This window comes from Cellulomonas sp. ATA003 (genome assembly GCF_031582905.1).
Classification (GTDB): domain Bacteria; phylum Actinomycetota; class Actinomycetes; order Actinomycetales; family Cellulomonadaceae; genus Pengzhenrongella.
This window is the reverse complement of sequence record NZ_CP133990.1, coordinates 3,234,938-3,253,142: the sequence shown is the minus strand read 5'-3', so window position 1 is coordinate 3,253,142 and position 18,205 is coordinate 3,234,938. Positions and strand designations below refer to the sequence as shown.

General features: G+C 68.2%; 13 protein-coding genes, 1 tRNA gene and 4 pseudogenes. 6 read left to right on the top strand and 12 right to left on the bottom strand.

What is annotated here, in order from left to right; genetic code table 11:
• The first annotated feature begins 403 nt into the window (after positions 1-403).
• Together REH70_RS16165 and REH70_RS16160 are read left to right on the top strand one after the other, a co-directional pair.
• Positions 404-1,567: a CAP domain-containing protein gene (locus REH70_RS16165; RefSeq protein WP_310748836.1), complete on the top strand. Its 1,164-nt coding sequence runs from the start codon at positions 404-406 to the stop codon at positions 1,565-1,567.
• Between the two features lie 204 nt (positions 1,568-1,771).
• Positions 1,772-1,844, top strand: a tRNA-Arg gene (locus REH70_RS16160).
• A gap of 590 nt (positions 1,845-2,434) precedes the next feature.
• On the opposite strand, the gene REH70_RS16155 is transcribed toward REH70_RS16160, so the two are convergent.
• From REH70_RS16155 to REH70_RS16145, 3 genes are all read right to left on the bottom strand, one after another.
• Positions 2,435-2,806 carry a hypothetical protein gene (locus REH70_RS16155; RefSeq protein ID WP_310748834.1) on the bottom strand — a complete coding sequence of 124 codons (372 nt, stop codon included), beginning with the start codon at positions 2,804-2,806 and terminating at the stop codon, positions 2,435-2,437.
• 105 nt (positions 2,807-2,911) lie between these two features.
• A complete protein-coding gene (locus REH70_RS16150; protein WP_310748832.1) occupies positions 2,912-3,514 on the bottom strand; it encodes an OB-fold protein in 603 nt (200 codons plus the stop codon).
• Between the two features lie 119 nt (positions 3,515-3,633).
• A complete protein-coding gene (locus tag REH70_RS16145; protein WP_310754478.1) occupies positions 3,634-3,870 on the bottom strand; it encodes a hypothetical protein in 237 nt (78 codons plus the stop codon).
• On the opposite strand from REH70_RS16145, the pseudogene REH70_RS16140 reads away from it, so the two are divergent.
• Positions 3,814-4,669 (top strand): annotated as a pseudogene (locus tag REH70_RS16140) (ISL3 family transposase); the annotation flags it as partial. The gene REH70_RS16145 and the pseudogene REH70_RS16140 sit on opposite strands and share 57 nt — an antisense overlap.
• Before the next feature lie 114 nt (positions 4,670-4,783).
• Here REH70_RS16140 and REH70_RS16135 read toward each other — a convergent pair.
• The gene (locus tag REH70_RS16135) at positions 4,784-5,389 is read right to left on the bottom strand and encodes an SAF domain-containing protein (protein ID WP_310748830.1); all 606 of its coding nucleotides are present in this window, start codon (positions 5,387-5,389) and stop codon (positions 4,784-4,786) included.
• A gap of 1,075 nt (positions 5,390-6,464) precedes the next feature.
• On the opposite strand from REH70_RS16135, the pseudogene REH70_RS16130 reads away from it, so the two are divergent.
• A pseudogene (locus REH70_RS16130) lies at positions 6,465-7,746 on the top strand (IS3 family transposase).
• Positions 7,747-8,081: 335 nt separating this feature from the next.
• On the opposite strand, the gene REH70_RS16125 reads toward REH70_RS16130, so the two are convergent.
• The 5 genes from REH70_RS16125 to REH70_RS16105 form a co-directional block, all read right to left on the bottom strand.
• Positions 8,082-9,188, bottom strand: coding sequence for a site-specific integrase (locus tag REH70_RS16125; RefSeq protein ID WP_310748828.1), 1,107 nt, complete (start codon positions 9,186-9,188; stop codon positions 8,082-8,084).
• Entirely contained in the window at positions 9,188-9,400 is a 213-nt protein-coding gene (locus REH70_RS16120) for a helix-turn-helix domain-containing protein (RefSeq protein WP_310748826.1), read from the bottom strand. Before REH70_RS16120 ends, REH70_RS16125 begins: the two co-directional genes overlap by 1 nt.
• Before the next feature lie 122 nt (positions 9,401-9,522).
• Positions 9,523-10,911, bottom strand: coding sequence for an AAA family ATPase (locus REH70_RS16115; protein WP_310748824.1), 1,389 nt, complete (start codon positions 10,909-10,911; stop codon positions 9,523-9,525).
• A gap of 86 nt (positions 10,912-10,997) precedes the next feature.
• Entirely contained in the window at positions 10,998-12,059 is a 1,062-nt protein-coding gene (gene mobF, locus REH70_RS16110) for a MobF family relaxase (RefSeq protein ID WP_310748822.1), read from the bottom strand.
• 8 nt (positions 12,060-12,067) lie between these two features.
• Complete coding sequence (locus tag REH70_RS16105) at positions 12,068-12,424, bottom strand: relaxase domain-containing protein (protein ID WP_310748820.1); 357 nt, start codon at positions 12,422-12,424, stop codon at positions 12,068-12,070.
• Between the two features lie 796 nt (positions 12,425-13,220).
• Here REH70_RS16105 and REH70_RS16100 point away from each other — a divergent pair.
• Positions 13,221-13,787, top strand: coding sequence for a hypothetical protein (locus REH70_RS16100; protein ID WP_310748818.1), 567 nt, complete (start codon positions 13,221-13,223; stop codon positions 13,785-13,787).
• Between the two features lie 263 nt (positions 13,788-14,050).
• Entirely contained in the window at positions 14,051-14,341 is a 291-nt protein-coding gene (locus REH70_RS16095; protein ID WP_310748816.1) for a hypothetical protein, read from the top strand.
• A gap of 272 nt (positions 14,342-14,613) precedes the next feature.
• On the opposite strand, the gene REH70_RS16090 is transcribed toward REH70_RS16095, so the two are convergent.
• The 3 genes and pseudogenes from REH70_RS16090 to REH70_RS20835 all read right to left on the bottom strand — a co-directional run.
• The gene (locus REH70_RS16090) at positions 14,614-15,945 is read right to left on the bottom strand and encodes an ATP-binding protein (RefSeq protein WP_310748814.1); all 1,332 of its coding nucleotides are present in this window, start codon (positions 15,943-15,945) and stop codon (positions 14,614-14,616) included.
• A gap of 688 nt (positions 15,946-16,633) precedes the next feature.
• A pseudogene (locus REH70_RS16085) lies at positions 16,634-17,437 on the bottom strand (hypothetical protein); the annotation flags it as partial.
• 433 nt (positions 17,438-17,870) lie between these two features.
• Positions 17,871-18,155: pseudogene (locus REH70_RS20835) on the bottom strand (family 43 glycosylhydrolase); the annotation flags it as partial.
• Positions 18,156-18,205: the final 50 nt, after the last annotated feature.

Sequence of the window (18,205 nt, the reverse complement as noted above, 5' to 3'; positions counted from 1 at the left end):
GCGGGTCCCGGTGCGCTCGACCCACAGCTCCGTCGGCGCGACCGCGGCGACGACGCCGGACGGCCCCGGCGCGGGGAGCCGGAGGCCGGCTGACCGTCGATGTCGGTGCTCATGCCGCGATCCTGCCACGCACCACCGACGCCGGCGCCGGCGCCGGCGTCGGACCACCGGCGCGGCCGTCGGACCCGCCGGCGGCGCGACGTCGGCGCGGAAGGCGCGGGCTGACGCCGCTGTGACGAAGCCCTGCCACGGTCCGGGTGCTGTCGCCCGTTATGGATCCGTTATCTTCGAACGGAACGGCAGCATCCCGACATTGCGCTCAAGTCGCCCGACCGGGTGTCGATCAGAACCGCAGACGGCAACCCGAACCTCCGCCGCGTACCCGCGACAGACAAGGACGACCATGGCGCTCCTGCAGGACGACCGCGTGACCGAAGCCCCCACCCGTGACGTGCGGATGCCGTCGGTCCCGACCCAGCGCACCGCCCCGCGGGAGTCCGCCGACGGCGCCCCGTCGGTCCTGCCACCGGTGCCGCCCGTGCCGGCTGGGCCGCGTGAGGCGTCCTCGCGCCGTCCGGCCGTGCTGGCCGCCGCCGTGACGGCCGTGCTCGCCCTGGGTGTCGGGGCGACGTCGGTCGCGGTGACCGTCAGCGAGCGGGCCCAGCGCGCGGAGGCCGTGCGGGAGCGCGTCGTCGCCGTCGAGGCGGCCGCCGCGGCCGATCGTGACTTCCTGTGGCAGGCGGACCGTGCGGTGGCGCAGGCGGAGGCGGAGCGTCGGCTGGCCGACCGTGAGGCAGCGGTCGCGTCCGCCGACGCACCGATCGCCGCCGCGACCGCCGCGCTGGCCGCGGCGCCGCAGGCCACCGCGGAGGCCCGCGCTGCCCTGCAGGGCGCGATCGACGCAGCGACCGCCGTCGTGCGGTCCGAGCGGCTGCCGTCCGTGCACGCCGTGACGACGGCGCTCGCGGCACTGGGCGCTCCGCAGACCGCCGTCGGCGAGAGCCAGGCGGCCTGGCAGGCGGCCGAGAACGCCCGCATCGCCGCGGAGGCCCAGGCCGCTGCGCAGGCGGCGCAGGCCCGCGCGGCCGCCGCTGCAGCTGCCCGCGCGCCGCAGGTCTCGGCCCGCTCCACGCGCACGGGCTCGACGGCGGCGGCGCCGGCTCCGGCGCGTGCAGCGGCCCCGAAGGCGCGCGCTGCCTCCCCGGCCGCGGCCGCCCCGGCTCCGGCTGCTGCCGCCGCGAGCAGCGTCCCGGAGTTCAGCGCCGGTGCGCTCGGTGAGGCGATCAACGCGTACCGCGCGTCGCAGGGTCTGCCGGCGATGAGCATCTCCCGGTCGGGCACGCTCGTCGCGCACGCCGGCGCGATGGCGCAGGCCGGCTCCATCTGGCACGGCGGGTCGGACAAGATCGTCGGCTACGTGCTGCCGGCCAGCGCGTCGTCGCTGGTGCGCGCGTGGGCGAACTCCCCGGCGCACAACGCGTGGATGCTGCGAACGGACAAGTCGTCGATGCAGGTCGGCGCCGTGTCGCTCAACGGCAAGCTGTACGGAGCGGTCAACTTCAGTTGATCGCTCGGGTGTGGCACGGACGGGCCGGTGGAGTCATCCGCCGGCCCGTTCGTACGTCCGGGGTTGCCAGGAGGCCGGACGTGACCAGGGAGCGCCGGGGGAGTGGCTGTCCCCGGCCGCCGGTACCCTGGGTGCGGCTCGGTGGGCGTCGCTGCGGCGGCAGCCGAGCTCGCGAGTCCGGCCGGTCGGTGGCCGACCGGGCGAGCGCCTGTAGCTCAGGGGATAGAGCACCGCTCTCCTAAAGCGGGTGTCGGCAGTTCGAATCTGCCCAGGCGCACAGTGTGTTTGTCCAGGTCACGGCGCTGGTCGGTGCAACGTGGGTGACTGCTGTAGTCCGAAATGTCCGGCTCGTGGTCAGCATGTGGTCAGCGGTTCCCAGCATCGTTGGAGTCTGCGAGTGCATCCGTACGACGCCGCCTGGGAGGGCCGCCGCACGCCGCCACCTGCTTCAAGCGGCTCTGTCCCACCGGCCTGGCGGCGCGCGCGCCGGTGATCGCGCCCGAGGCAGCGAGCTCACCGGTGCCCGACCGCGCTCATGCGCGAACTTTCGGGCACTTCGCAGTTGACGGTGTAGCAGGGGTCAGCGCGTCGGTGGCCGGGTAGGGGTCGAGGTCTCCCGAGGATGGAGGTACCTACGCCAGCCATCCGGAGAACCTCTGCGTGCTTGACGCAACCTTCGCTGCGCCCGACCTGACCCCGTTCAGCCAAGCTGGACGAGCTCGGCCTGAAGATTTTGGGGCAGCGGCTCGAGCCGCTGCCGGGCGGTGCTCGTCGTCGCTCTGACGTACCGGTCGGAGGTTCTTGCGCCCGCTCACCAGGTCAGCCATGACCAGGAGCCGGGCGTCCAGGCGACGTCGCAGCAGCGACTCATCGCCCACCTGCAAGGCGTCGAACGCCACGAAGTAGCACGGGTTGGCGTCGGCGTGCGCCGTTCCGGATCTGCTTCTCTCGGGTGGCGACCGTGCTGGACACCCCGTCACGGGCCATCAGTCCACCGTCCAGCACCATGTTCGGCAGCCGTCGTAGCCCCTCGACCTCGGGGAACCACGCGGCCATGTTCCGGCCGCTGCGGCTGACCAGGCGGACCTTGCCGTCCTGCGAATAGAGCCGGGCACGGATGCCGTCGACCTTCTCTTGTGCCAGCCAGTCAGGCCGACCACACACGTCGCCGATGGCGATGGGACGCCGGTTGCTGGCGCTACTGCTGGGCGTTGCCAGCATGGGTGCGATGAGGTCCATGTCCTCCTCCTCTCTCAGGATGTGCAGGGTGTAGAGACGCCAGTGCCCCGCCGGTCACTGGGAGATTGCGGCGGGGCACTGGCGTGCTTCGGGTACTGCTTAGGGTTACTGACCGACGATGGACTCGGTCTCGATCGAGTAGCCCATGACCTCGCCGACGCTTGTGACCGTGCCGGTCACCGTCACTGCCTGGCCCTGGCTGAGGGTAGCTAGCTGGTCGAGGAACTCCTCGCCCGTCATGGCCTGGATGCCCGTGAAGATGATGGCTTCGGGCTCGGGGTCCACGGCGAAGTAGTCGCCTGAGGCGTCGATGCTCCCGACAAACCCGCTGATGGCGACCTGCTTGCCCTCGTAGGTGTTCTTCGCGTTCAGCGCGTTGCCCTCCAGCGCCGTGATCATCTCCTGGGCCGAGACCACGATCGCGGGCTCCTCGGCGGGCTCGGGCTCCGGCTCGGGAGCCGGCTCCTCGGCGGCGGGCTCCTCGGCTGCGGGCTGCTCGGCCGGCGCGTCCTCCTGCGTCGCGGCGGGCGGAGCCTCGGCTGCCGGCGTCTCGTCGCCACCGCCAGCGAGCTGACCGATGACGATCAGCGCCAGCACGATGAGCGGGATGACGAAGCGCTTCTTCTTGTACCAGGGGCGCGCCTTCTTTTCGGCCTTCTTCATGGCCTTCCAGTCGGCGGGCGGCTGCTGCTCGGTGGTGGTGCTCACGTGACTCCAATGCTGGGACGGGTACGGGCAAGAGGCTAAGTGCCTCGAACAAGTGACTGTGACTGTGGTGCGGGTGAAGTTGTGACGGGTCGGTCAGGGCGCCTTCTTGATCGCAGCGGTCACGCGCCCGATGAACACCAACGGGATGCTGACCGCCTGGGCGGGGTCGTGCTCGGTGGGAGCCATGGTGACGACGAAGTTGGCGTGCCGGCGTGGATGGCGTCGACCGCGACCGCGATCACACGCGCCTCGACGACCTCGACGAAGTCACCCATGTCGCGGAAGGTCTCGATCCGCGTGTCGTAGCCGATGAACTCGGCGGCGACGGGGTGCAGGTTGTCGGCGTCGATGAGCACCCGTGGCGGCACACCCGCCGCGGCGAGAAGTACGCCGCGGTGATCATCGATCTAACCGCGGTCCGTGCCGGTACGGGACCGGCACGGCTGCTGGACATGGTCGAGGGCCGCTCCAAGCAGGCATTCATGCAGTGGGCTGGCCACCCGCCCCGAGGCCTGGCGGGAGGCGATCGAGGTCGTCGCGATGGACGGCTTCACCGGCTTCAAGACCACCACGACCGAAGAGCTGCCCGACGCCGTTGCGGTCATGGACCCTTTTACATCGTGCGCCTGGCCGGCGCCGCGCTCGACCGACGCCGGCGACGCGTCCAGCAGGACCTGCACCGTCCCTGCGGCCGCACCGGCGATCCGCTCTACCGCGTCCGCCGGACCCTGCACACCGGTGTCGAGCTGCTCACCGACCGGCAGCACCAGCGGCTGACCGCCCTGTGCGCCCTCGAGCACGTGCAGGTCGAGGCGACCTGGGGCAACTACCAACGCATGACCGCCGCCTACCGCGAACCAGACCGGCCCCGCAGCCGGCAGCGAATGACCGCGCCGATCGCGGCCCTCAGCTGCGGTGTCCCGGCCGCCTTGACCGAACTCATCACCCTCGGGAGAACCCTGACCAAGCGCGCCACCGACGTCCTGGCCTACTTCGACCGCCCCCGCACCAGCAACGGGCCGACCGAAGCGATCAACTGCCGACCGGAGCACCTACGCGGATCCACCCTCGGCTTCCGCAACCTCCAACTGCATCGCCAAATGCCTGCTCGAGACCAGCGGGTTCAGACCCCGACCACACCCTCGTTCGCGATGAGCCACTTTCGGTTGCAGCGGCGGTTGGTACGGCGCGGCCGTCACTGTCGTGCTTGTCGTGCCCGTAGTCTCTCGCGAAGTGAGAAACCCCTGCGGCCAAGTCGCCGACTGGGCGTCACGGCGACGCGTATGGCTCACTGCGGACGGCCGACCAGTCCTGCCAGTCAGCCGTCCTGAAGTCCGCCAGTTGGTCGTCACTTAAACCGACAGTCAACGTGTAGGCTCGCTCGGCTCTCCTTACATCTATCACTGACACCCCAGGAATCGAGACTGCCTGGCCATCAATGCGGGAAGCGAACAGCAATTCGATGGTGTCTCCCCGGCGCAGTTCGCCGTTAAGGACCTGCGGGAGGGTGGCCGGCAGTGCGACTAGAGATAGGCCGTCCACGACCGCCCCGATCTGCGCGGGCCCGAGCGCTCCACGGGTAATGGGATCTCCACGACTCATCGATTGCACCGTGTACTTGCCCAGAATCGCATCTTCATCGGTTAAAGCGTCGTTAGGGACACTGGTCCTTGGGACATCTTCCATGCTCAAGTCTAGTTGGCGAACTTGGTGGTAAGCGGGTACATCGCGAGTAACGACCCAAACCGATTCTGTGCCGTTGGCACGTAGATATACGATACCCATGGCGGTCAAAGCAAGCACTCCAATGCCGATCAGCGTGGAGGCCCGCATCGGCGAGCGTCTCGGGGTGTTGGCTAGCGTCGGCTTACCCATGGGTGGCGTCGACGTCGGGCTGGACACTCGCCCACCCTAGGGACCGGGCCCCGAGGCGAGCAGCGACACGCTGCGCTCAGCCCGTGTGGTCTCGTCAAGCGTCTGGTGCGCCTCCGGTGTGCGGCGCGAGGGGTGCGTACCCGCTCCAGCGATGCTCACCGCCGATGTGGACTCGGCGTACCTCGCCCCAGCTGTCCCGCTCCTGCTCCTCAGTTGTGGGGGCGGGCCATCGCAGGTGCACCAGGACTGCCGTTCGATACAGGTCGACACCAGCGCGAAGTTGCGCTCCGTACTCAATCGCTGAGCTCACGGCGGCCCGGTATGCGCAGAGAGACAGCAACAGTCCGCCACCGAATGTTCCGGCGAACAGAAGGGGCGACGCTCCGACAGCCAATTGGACGACGCCGAGGCCGCTGGACAGACTGGCGAGAAGAAGCGAGACCCCTAGGAGCCACTCGTAGTCAGTGCGAAACTGCGCCAGGTCGACTCTGTAGCGCTCTGGAGCAAGATAGTATAGGCGTGGCCATAAAAACGTCGCGGGCGCCCCGTAGCGATGCTTAGAGTAGTACTCGGCCCCTCGAAGCGCATTCCCGAGCGCTGTTGGCAGGAATTCCTCCCTGTTGCCTCTGGGGTAACCGTAGTACGCGGCGTCGCTGCCGATTGGGCTGCGCAGCAACTCATTGCGACGCTTCAAGTGGTATTCGACTAGGGACGCAGCGACGGGGGCTAAACGGCGCACGCGAAGCAGCGGGTAACCCTCGTAGAGTTGTGTGATATTGCGGTACTGACTTGAGAGAACGCCAGCCAGGAACCAAGTGACGGTGAGGACTGCTGCGATAGCCAGCACCCGTGTGAAGCCATCCAAGCCCGTCCAAGCGGCTATCCATTGCGGTAGAGCGCCAGTGGTGTGCCCGACAATGAGCGTGGCCGCTAGGCTGGCGACTAGCACGGGAAGGTAAGCGTTGAGGATGAATCGGCGGTCAAACAGACTGGCCGCTTTCTCGAGAAGCCCGTTCATGCGCGGTGATTCGCCCCGGGTTCGGTGGAGGCTCTCAACCCAGGAAGGATGAGAGTCATGCCGGCACCGAAGAAGTACAGCGAGGAGCTGCGTGAGCGGGCCACGAGGATGGCGTTGGACGCGATCGCGGCGGGTGAGCAGCGGATGGTCGTGGTCCGTCGGGTCGCGGGCCATCTGGACGTGCACCCGGAGGCGTTGCGCACGTGGGTCAAGCGTGCGGAGATCGACGGCGGGCAGCGGGCCGGGACGACGAGCCAGGACGCGGCACGGATCACCGAGCTAGAGCGTGAGGTCAAGGAGTTGCGGCGGGCGAACCACATCTTGAAGACGGCTTCGGCTTTCTTCGCGGCGGAGCTCGACCGCCCGTCCGTCAGGTAGTCGACTACATCGACGCTCACCGCCACGAGGTGGTGGAGGGGCGCGAGCTCGGGGTCGAGCCGATCTGCGCGGTGCTCAAGGGCACTGCGGCGCAGATCGCTCCGAGCACGTACTACGCGACCAGCACGCGGGCCCCGTCGGCGCGTGCGGTTCGCGATGCGCAGTTGGTGCCGTTGATCCGCAAGACCTTCCAGGAGAACTTGTGCGTCTACGGGGCCAAGAAGGTCTGGGCCGAGCTGAACCGGACCGGCACCGCGGTGGCGAGGTGCACGGTGGAACGGCTCATGCGGGCCGAGGGGCTGCGCGGGATCAGCCGGGAGAAGACCCGCCGCACGACCACCAGCGACGGTGCGCAGACCGAGCGGCCGGCGGATCTGGTGGACCGCGCGTTCGTCGCGGACGCACCGAACCAGCTGTGGGTCGCGGACCTGACCTACGTGCGCACCCACGCCGGGTGGACCTACGCGGCGTTCGTCATCGACGTGTTCTCCCGGCTGGTCGTGGGGTGGCAGGTCTCGACCTCGCTACGCACCGATCTGGCCCTGGACGCACTCGACATGGGCCTGTGGGCACGGCTTCGCGCCGGGCAGGACGTGACCGGCCTGACCCATCACAGCGACCGCGGAGTGCAGTACCGAGCGATTCGCTACACCGAGCGGCTCGCCGAGGCCAAGGCCGTCGCTTCGGTCGGCTCCAAGGGCGACTCCTACGACAACGCCCTGGCCGAGGCGTTCAACGCGCTGTTCAAGACCGAGTGCATCCGCAACCCCGCGATGCGCCCACCAGGGGCTGGAAGTCCGTCGCCGACGTCGAGATCGCCGTCGCCGAGTACGTCGACTGGTTCAACCACCGGCGCCTGCACGGCGAGATCGGACTGGTCCCACCAGCAGAGCTCGAGCAGCACTACTGGGCGCACTACCCTGCAACCGCACCGGCCGAACTCACTGCCGGAGCCAGATAACCGGGCCTCCACCGAACCCGGGGCGAATCACGGTCTACTTCACGAATTCGCAGGAGAATATGTAGTCTTCGCCGATCACGTGATTGTCCATCTTCGGGCACTCGTCCAAGGAGGTATAGACATCCTCGTCGACGCCACAGGAACACTTGGCGCGGTACCGCGGCATCGCATCGGGGCCCGCTAGGCGCTCGCCCGCCGGAGTCATGACGTACCACCCTCACCTTTCGGTGTACGGATTGTCAGCATCCTCCCGGGCTTCTGGATCGTCAACAATGGCGCTGGTCATGGCGGTAGGCAGCCACGATCGAGGCCGATGGTCCATCGGAGTAAGCCGATCACCCTCCGTCGGCGGAGGGCTGCTCCGGGAAGGTCGGCATGCGCTCCATCGCCACCCACGGCGCCTCGGAGAACAGGTGCCCGTAGAGGTCCATGGTCATCGTCGCGGTCGCGTGGCCGAGGATCGTCTGCACCGCCTTGGGGTCAGCCCCGGCGGCGATGAGCAGGGAGGCGGCGGTGTGCCGCAGGTCGTGGATCGTCGTGCCGACAAGGCCCACCGATGCGGTGGTCTCGGTCCACCGGGAGCGGACGCGGAAGTTGGTGTTGGTCCAGATCGCGCCGGTCGGGCTGGGGAACAGGTACGAACCTGGCGTCGCACTCGCGATCCGCTCGTTGACGTACGCCTGGAGCGTCGGAGGCACGGGCACGGTCCGCGTCTGGTGCGTCTTGGTCGATCCGAAGACCGCGCCGCTGGTCCGCTTGGACTGCGGGGCGGCCCGGTGGATCCGGACGCCCAGCCCGTGCGGCGTCTGGACGACGTCGTCGACCCTGAGCGCGGCCATCTCCGAGAACCGGCACCCGGACAGACCGAGGAACAGCACCACGGGGCGGCACGTCGGCGGCATGGCGTCGGCCAGCCGGCCGAGCTGCTCGGCGCGGAGCCAGTGCGGCTCCCGCTTGGTCGAGCCGCGAGGCAGCGCGACCGACCGCGCGACGTTGACGGAGAGACGTCGGTCGCGCACCCCGTAGTCGAGCACCAGCCGGACGACGGACAGCACCCGACGCCTGCTCGCCGTCGCCAGGCCGCGGGCCGTCATCGCGGTCAGCACGCGCTCGACATCGGTTGCGGAGATGGCCCCGATCGGCAGGCGACCGATGACGGGCAGGATGTACGAGCGGAGCAGGAACTGCGTGGTCTCCTGGCTGCGGACGGCGAGGTGCTGGCGCGATGCCTGCCACTCCGCCGCGAGTGCCTCGAAGGTGACGCGCCCTCGCGCCGGGTCGATCCAGGTGCCGTTGCGCAGCTTGGCGAGCTGGTCCTCCTCCCACCGTCTGGCGTCGCCGCGGCGGGCGAAGGACTTCTCCGCGATGACACGATGCTCGAAGAAGACCTTCGCCCGCCAGGTGACCGTGCCGGTCGGCAGCTGGCGGCGGGTGACGGACATCAGCGCCGGCGCGGCATGACCGGCTCCTGGTCCACCCACGACGCCGGGAGCAGGATCACCGTGCCGAGGCGGCGGCAGGGGATCTGGCCGGTGTCGGCCAGGTGGTACAGCGTGCGGACGGGCACGCTGAGCACCGCGGCCGCGTCCTTGACCCGGTAGTACTGGCGAGCGGGGGTGACGGTGGCGGCGTCCGGCCGCGTGGTCGTGGTCATGGCGGTTCTCCTTCGGTGTGACGGCTGTCTTCCGGAGCCACAGTGGCCCCGGAAGGGCGGCGCGGGGTGCGCCAGGCGTGCGGGCTGTGGATGACGGGTGACGGGACCTCCGTTCTCCGTTGTCAGATGCCGATGACGGGCGCGCGGGGCGGGGATGGGTGGCTCGGCACGGCGATGACGGGCGGCGCAGGCTCGTGAGTCGTAGGCGTGACCGGCGCCGGCTGGTCGGTGTGGAAGGTCTCCCAGGTCTCGGTAGCGGACCGCTCCGCGTGCGTGGTCGCGAGGATCTGCTCGAGCACGCCGCGCGCCGTCGCCGGGAGAGCGGGCGAGGGCAGGCAGTCGGGGTCCGGTTGGTCCAGCACCACGTAGGTGTGGTTGTGAAGGCGGCCTCGACTCATGGCGACGTAGAGGTCCTCACGCGCCATTCCGGGGGCCGCGATGGTGTGGGTCTCGTCGACGGTGATGCCCTGGCTGCGAGCGGTGGAGGTGGCGTAGCCCAGCTCGACGTGCTCCGCGACGTAGGCGGCGGGCAGCCTCACCGTGGCACCGGTGGGCGCGCCCGCCGGTCGGGCGCGGATGGAGCCGTCGGGGAGGAGTGCGGCGATGTCCCACAGGTCCCCGTTGCGGATGTACCCCCGATCGGTGGCCAGTCGGCGGTTGTTGTGGCGGGTGACGATGCGGTCGCCGATCCCGGCGGTGAGGCCGTCGTGCAGGACGACGCCGCTGTGGCTGACCGTGCCCGTCAGGACGCCGTCGGCGTGGGCGCGGGTGTTGAGATCACGCACGGTGCGGTTGTCCGCCGCCTGCAGAACCGCTGTCCGACCGCCCTGGCGGGCGGCCGTCACGGCGTCCAGTGCGGCGTCGAGCATGTCGTCCTGGGGCCCCGCCGTGAAGGCACCGTGCGCGTCGTAGGCGTCGAGCGCGGACGCTTGGGCGTGGCGGAGCTCGAGGCTGGCGCGGGCTTCCCAGGGGTGGGCGAAGCGCCACAGTGAGGTGAGCTCGGCGGTGGGTCCGCGTCGGGCGAGCATCGCGAACGCGCCGCCGGCGTCGACGGATTCGCGCTGCAGGTGGTCGCCGACCAGCAGCATCTTGGCGCCCGCCTCGCGCGCCTGGCCGGTCAGGGCAGCGAGGGTGCGGGTGTCGGCGAGCGACGCCTCGTCGACGATGACCAACTGGCCAGCAGTGAACGTCCAGCGTTGTTGCTCGGCCGCGACCGCCCCCTGCGCCCGGCGTCCCTCGCGGGCTGTGAAGTAGTCCGTCGCTGCCTCCAGGTCGCGCTGCGTCTGCAGGAACGTACGGGCGCGGTCGTGGGCGCCGGTGCCGGTCGTCTCGTACAGCCACTTGGCGGTGGTCTCACAGTCGATCCCAAGGCTCTCCGAGAGGGTGTGCGCGGCGGTGGCCGACGGTGCCAGGCCCACGACCGGGCCGACGGTGCGCTGCCAGAAGTCGGTCAGCGCTCGCAGGGTGGTGGTCTTGCCCGAGCCGGCCGGTCCGACGAGTGCGTCGACCACGCGGGCAGAGCCCACGATCGCCTCGACCGCGGCGACCTGGTCGGGTGCGAGCCCGACGGTGTGAGGCGGCAGCCGGTGAACCAGCCCTATGCGCATGAGCGCGGGGAGAGGGGAAGCGCGTCCGTCTCGGCCCCGTCGATGAGCGCTCGTTCTGCAGCGAGCAGCTCGGTGGAGGAGTACAGGTTCTCCCCGACCCGACGGGTTTCCGGCTCGCGTGTCTCGTCCAGGTGCACGCAGTCCCGAGCCGCTTCGGTGACGAGCGCGTCAAGGAGCGCGCGTCGCTCGGCGGGCGATGCCATGCGCAGGGGCTTGGAGGCGCGGAGTGCCTCGGTGGCCAGGTTCCACGTGGTCCACACCGACCGCTTGGCCGACACCTCGGCCAGCAGCTGGTCCACCATGGCCGCCCGCACCTCAGGTCCGATGTCGTGGACATGCAGCGCGCGTCCGTACCGCCCTTGTAGGGCCCTGGCCGCAAGGTCCTGCGGCTCGACACCGGTGAGCGCGCGGGCGCGGTTGGCCCACTCGGTCAGCAGCTCGACCAGCGGCCGGACCGTCTTGGGCGGGCGAATGGTGCGGGCGAGATACTGGCGCGCCTTCGTCGTCTCGACTCGCGTCGGCTCCCGACCGTGGTCCGCGACGAACTTGGCGGCCCAATCCTGTTCGGCGCAGTGGATCTGCTCAGATCGAGCCGAGAAGTGCGCCAGGACGTCGTCGTCGATGCCGTCGATCTCGAAGGCGGCATTCCGCCGTGGGCCGCGATCGCGGTGCGACCAGTGGACCGGGAGCCGGCGGGCGAGCTCGTCGGCGAGCAGCGTGTCGTACAGCTCTGAGACGGTGATGGTCGCGGCGTGGACCGTCTTGCCATCGACCGACCGCCACACGCCACCCGGACCCTGCACCTTGTTGGCGACGACGACGTGCGTGTGCAGATTCGGGTCGGCCGCGCGGGTGTCCCAGTGGTCGAAAGCGGCGGCGATCATGCCGCGGGTGGTGACCTGCCGCCGGCCCGCCTCGCCGACTCGGGTGCGGATGACGGACCGCTCGACGAAGGCCAAGGCGTCATCGAGAGCCGCTCGATGCGCGGCGTAAACCGTTGCTCGGGTCCGGTCGTCGGCAAGGCCCCACAACACCGAGACAGACTTCGGCACGGTGAAGGTCAGGTCGTACCCGACAACGGCGTGCCGGCGCTGCGCACCGCGGTGGCCGTCATCGCCCCCTGCGCTGGTGGGTCGTAGCGGTTGTACGGCCGCCCGAGGGGCGCCCCGGTGACGGGGTCAGTGCCGTCGCGGAAGAGCGCGGCCATCGCTTGTTCGCTGACCTGAGCTCCCGGCACGAGCTGTTCGACCGCGCCGGCGCCCAGTCCGGCGAGGCCGGCACCGTGCCACCGGCCGGCGGGGTTGCCGGTCTGCTGGTAGTACCGACTCAGCGCCTGCCCAGGCCCCAGGTCGGTGTCGCCGGCGGCGACGTGCCGGGTCAGGTACGTGTACCCGTCCCCAGCCGTCAGCTTGTGCATCGACATCACGGCGCCGCTCCCACCCGGGAGCCGTCGCTTGGTCCGCCCCACCTGCTCCCCAACAGCAGGTAGGCAGATCGGCCGACAACCTCTGCGGCGCTGGCCGTCACCGGGAGTCAGACGCCGCTGCCTGCACCGGTCATCCGGCGCCAAACCGTCATCGCTCCACCGGCAGAGGTCTCCCAAGACCTTGACGTCGCGCGCCACAACGACGACTCGGCGAGCGACGACCGTCCCCATAACTCGGGCCCTCTGCCGGCTCGGTGGACCGATGACGGCTCCTGGACTCTTCTTGCACGTCGTGCGGTCTGGTATCTGGCGCGAGCGGAAATGGGCCACCGTAGGGCGCGTGACGGCGACACCTTATGCTGCTCCGCACCGCCAACGCGCTTCCTGCGATCCGATGTGTCATGTGCGACGCACCGCCGCACTGCCGGCTTGTCCTCTTGTGAGCATCGAGGTGCGACCTACACCGGCACGTGCCTCGGGCGGCGCGGCGCGCCGTCGTGTCGGTCATCCCCGAACTCCGCGACCTGCAAGGCCACCGACGGCGACGCGGCTCCCGCGCCGAACGACCAGTCACCTACAACACTGATCGCCACAAGAATCGCAACGAAGTCTGACGCGCCTTCTGCCTGCTCAGCACTGGCGCGGCCTGGCCACCCGCTACGAGAGGCACGCCGTCAAGTACCGTGGCGCGGTCGTCCTGGCGGCCATCACCTGGGCGACGGACATAGGAGACCCGCCCTAGCGGTCGGGCAAGCGGCCCACGAGGCGCCGAGCATATAATCACCGCATGGGAGAGGCCGTGGCGTGGTTTGTGCGACAGGATTCGGCGGTACAAGTAAGCACCGTCGCTGCTGCCTTGGCCGGGCTGAGCCTGATAGTTTCAAGCCTCAGCATGCGCACCGGTCGACAGGCATTGAAGTTGTCGAAGAGACAGGAGGTCCAGCGCAAGGCCAACTTGGTGTTGGAGTACTCGCAAGCTTCTCGGTCCGCGGCCGGTGAGAACGTTCTGTACACGTTCCAGATCACTGTGAAGAATTTATCGGACGCGGCAAACGCGCTGGCTCGTGCAGACTTGCGCATTAGTTATTCGATCGAAGGACTCTTGACCCAGGTTGCGGTTCCGTCGGTCAGCGAGGGGGTCGAGATCCTGCGGGACGGCAAGACTTCACGAATGGACCTACCGGTAAAGATCGATGGGCGCACGACCGTCGGAGGAAGAATTCACTTCTCACATTCGTCCAAGCTCCTAGCGGGTCGAGTGGTGCGAGGCTATCAACTCGTTGTTACCGACACCTTCGATTCCCCACATGTCGTTGATGTGGTGCATATGCCGGAGGGCGGGTTGAACTCATGAATTGGCGTATAGAAGCCTCGGGCTCCCTGGTCCCGGTCTTAGAGACGGCGGCCACGGCAACGGCGAGTGTCGTCTCGGGAGCCTTCGTGCCAGTGGTCATGGTCGACACTCGGGCCAACAATGCCCTAGCGGAACTAATCCGGGTGCATGAATTCTCGGATGGCGGCGATTGTCGATCGAGTTGGGGGATCCTGCCGACGCGCAGAGGCAATATAGTGCTGAGGCTGCGATTCGATCGCCCTGTGGATCTAGATATTGCGTTGGTGTTCACGCTACCTGGTCAAGCTGGCGCCGTTGATCAGGTAATGCGTGCGCGGTGCCTTTACCTACAACACGGCACGGCCGGGCATGGCCTGAAGGATCATTTCGATGAGCCGCGCATCCTGATCGAAGTGCCCGCAGACAACTTCGCCGATATTTGGGACGATATGTTCCTGCGCGCCGCGGCGAAACAAGCTCGGTCGGATGGCGCGTCGTACGCCGAGTCTCGTCGCGTTGCGCCCGAGTTCATTAAAAAATGGCGCGAGCTATTCGACAATCGATTGCCCGAGTAGCAAGCCCGTCGGTCGCAGCATCCCGACCTTTGCAGGGCTCAGTGGTCACCCGGACGCCGAACCGGCGGGCCGCAACCATGGGCAGCATGGCGCGCGACGCGCCTTGGCCGCACACCGCGTTGGGGACCCGTGCCACTGTTGCGCCTTGCCGAGTGGTCCTCTCGAAGATCAAGGCGCCGGCGCTCCGCCTGCGGGCGGCGCTGATGCGCCGTCCTCGGCGGCGCCGCTGAAGGCGGGAGCTGGGAGAGGGCCGGGTATGAGGGGCCAATCTCTCAACCCTTGCGCGTCCGCGTAATGGTGAATTTCGGCTGGTCTGCGCCGTTCCACACGAGCTGGAACCGCTCGGAGATCAGTTTGTCCAGCTTGACGGTGAGCTCTGAAACCCCGGGCTCCGGAGCAGTTTGAATCTTATAAACTGCGCGCGCGTAAGAGTGAAGGACTGGATCAACGAAGCGAAATTGCCCGGATGACGACTTGCGAATGAGAGAGCCACGTTCCTCATCTTGCAGCTTGTTGAGGTATGTCGTCGCGTTGCTCGAAGGGTAGTCGGAGTGCTGCTGTCTTATGCTCGCAAGAATGGCTGCATGCGTCATGCCCTCGAAGGGGCCGGCCGCGATCGCTCGCACGGTCAGCTCAGTGTTGTGAAACTTCCTTTCGCGTTCGCGACGCAATGCCTGCTCAAACCGGGCTCGGAGTGTATCCGAAGATTCGGCGATGTACGTGTCAAGCGTTTTCTCCATATCGCCATCAAGGAGAACCTTCTGTATTGACTGGGTACCGGTGATATCTGCTGCGCGGGACGCATTGAGAGCGAGGTGATGTGTAACGCTCGCCAAGCCGGAAGAGAACGAAACGATCTGCTTCGAAATTTTGTCGAACCTGACGTTCAGCAGACCACCGCCCTTGGTAAGGATCTTCTCGAGCTCAGGCGGGGTCATCAACGGCACGTGAATTTCTGCGACGCGATTCCGCATCTCGTTGTCGTACTCGACGACTTCGCGCGCAGTATCGGTGGCGCCGATCGCGACGATGCGAAGGCGAGGGAAAGTTGCCGCGAGGTCGGAGAAGATCTTCAGCGTTTGCGCAAGAAGAAGCTTCTCCCCAGGCTCCACTTTATGGAAGTCCTCAATGACCCAGCAGACCTCTTTAGCGCCGAGGAATCGGCCGAGGCGTTGAGGACTAATTTGCGCGGGCACCACGCGGCGCGCGGTTGCTCCGACAGTTTCAGTCTCGGCTGCTTCAACTGCGGCCTTAGCCTGCAGAAACTGTGCTTCAATGCTCCCCGACGTCGTCGCGGCGAGTTCCGTGGTGCGCGAGTCCGTGTAGAACGCATCGAGTTGGTCGAAAGCGTCGAGGAGCAGTTCGCCGAACGTCGTACTGTGATTGCATCGTGTCGTTACAACGGCGCCGTATATCTCCCGCAACGTCTTCTGCAACAATGTCGATTTGCCGGACCCGGATTCGCCATAGACCACAACCTGCTTGCCCGGCGTCTTGAGGGCGTTCGTAAGGCGCACCTCGATCTCAGCCCGGTCGACGAAGTTCACAGTCGCCTGACTGGTAGGTGTGAACACCTCTTCGACGGTGTACGACATCTGCGCCATGGGCGCCGACCCTATCTCACCCGGGCTTCAGCAAAGGCTTACGTTGAGCGGACTGTCATCACGGCCCAGTGCGCGCCTACCGCCGCCGACCCTCCGCCGAGCATCCGCGCGACTCCGGCCCGCGGCAAGGGCGCCTGCGGCGTCGCTCCGCGATGGCCTTTGGCCACCCTTGCCCCGGACCTCCGTCGCGCTCTTGTGCTCCGCTACGGGTCGGTGGGCTCACCCTGTCCACCGTGACAGCGACGCTGACAGCAACCCGCTGTTTGGTCGGCGTCCCGTCGGGGGTCACCGCGCTGGGATACACGCCCCTGAGCAGGCCCGACGCCACAGTGTGCGGACCGGCCGGGCGCCTACGGATTAGAAGGTCCCTCGAAGAGAGGCCGCGTGCCTGGGGCGTCACGAGCCCATCGGAGGTGTGATCGGGGAGGCGCTCAGCCCCGAGAATTCGGGGTTTCCGTAGGCGACTGGAACCGCGGCGTGGTCAGCGTGTGGTCAGCAGCCGGCGCGGAAAGCCCGCATCGGACGCCTTACACGCATGTGTTTCCGCAGGTCACGGCTCTGTCGGTCCCTCTGGATCGAACTCCTAAAGCGGGTGTCGGCAGTTCGAATCTGCCCAGGCGCACACAGTGTTTGTTCAGGTCACATCCCAGGTGCGGCAACTGTGGCTGGCCGATGAGGCACCAGCCCGCTACCCGCTCCGTCGCGCGTACAGGAGCAGGTCCGTCACCGTGGCGGGGCCGAGGGCGGTGATGGTCAGCTCGGCCGCGGCGCGGAGATGTCGTACGACGAGGGTGAAGGCGCCGGAGTCGTCACCGACCTCCTCCTCGTAGGCGCCCATCGACAGGCGTACCCGGCCGCGCACGGCGACGTTGAGCTCCACCTCTCCGGTGCTGCCCCACGGCCGGCTGACACTCTGACCCGGCACGAGCTCGTGCACGGTCTCGTCGTCGAGGAACGACGTCAGCGAGGAGACGTGCACCTCGGCGTCGAAGACGGGCGCCAGGTACCCCGGAACCTTCGCCAGCAGCGCGCCGCGCTCCGCCACGACGCAGCCGGTCAGCCCTTGGGTGAGCTGCAGGTGCCGACGTGCAGGGCCTCCGAGCGGAACCGGCGCGCCGGCGATGCGCAGCACATCGCCCTCGAGCCAGACCTCGGCCCGCCAGGTGCGGACCTCGGGATGGAACACCGGCCCCGGCGGCGTCGGCTGCGGCCCCGCGGTGGGACCCGCGAAGATCGGCCGGTCCCCCGACCAGTAGAAGCGGTCCAGCAGCACCTTGCGCCCTTCGCCCGGGAACAGGTTGATGGGAACGTCCGCGGACTCGACGTCGTCCCCGAGGGCATAGCCGTGATAGACGACGTACGGCGTGGCGCCGTCCGGGGCGAGGACGAGCGCGAAGTGGCCAGGACCGTGCACCGGATGGGCCGCGGCCCAGAACGGATTGCCGGCGTACTTCACCCAGGGACCGGTCAACTGGTCGGCCACCGCATAGCCGGCCCCGTAGGTGCGCTCCTAGTACCCGCTGCCGCTGAAGAACGCGTAGTAGCGCCCGTGTCGCCGGACGACGAAGGGGCCTTCGATGATGCTCGACCCGTCGGCGCGGCGCTCCCACGCCTCGGACGGTGAGGCGACCTCGACCGCGGCCCCTCGAGACGGCCCTTGACGAGTCGCTGGGCCGCGATGCCGATGACCTGCGGGGGGTCGTAGCCGGCGTGGATGCGGCGCACGAAGAACAGCCACTCCGAACCGTCGACGTCCCGGAACGGCGATCCGTCGATGTTGTAGCGGTCGTCGCGGAGCGGCTCGGCGTCCCACACGAACGGGCCGCGCGGACTCGCGGAGCTGGCGATGCCGATGTGCCGCTTGTACGCGTCGGCCGGACCCACCTCGTGTCAGGCGGGGGCCGACCCCGGCGCTTGGTGGTGGCCGTGACGTACATGACGAAGACGCCGTCGGCGTACACCACCTCGGGCGCCCACAGATCGGCCCAGTTCCAGGCGTCCTCGTCGTGGGCCGGCTCGAGGCAGAGGCCCTCGGACGTCCAGTGGACGAGGTCGGTGGATCGGTAGACCGGGATGCCGCGATGATTCGGCGTGCCGCCGCTGTGGTACAGGAAGTACTCGTCGAGATGACGGATGACGAACGGGTCGCCGTGGTCCTGACCGGGTTCGCCGCGGACGACGGGGTTGGCGAACTCCGTCGGAGACGTCACCACGGCGGCGCCCCGAAAGATGACGGCGACAAGGGTGCCGGTGATGACAG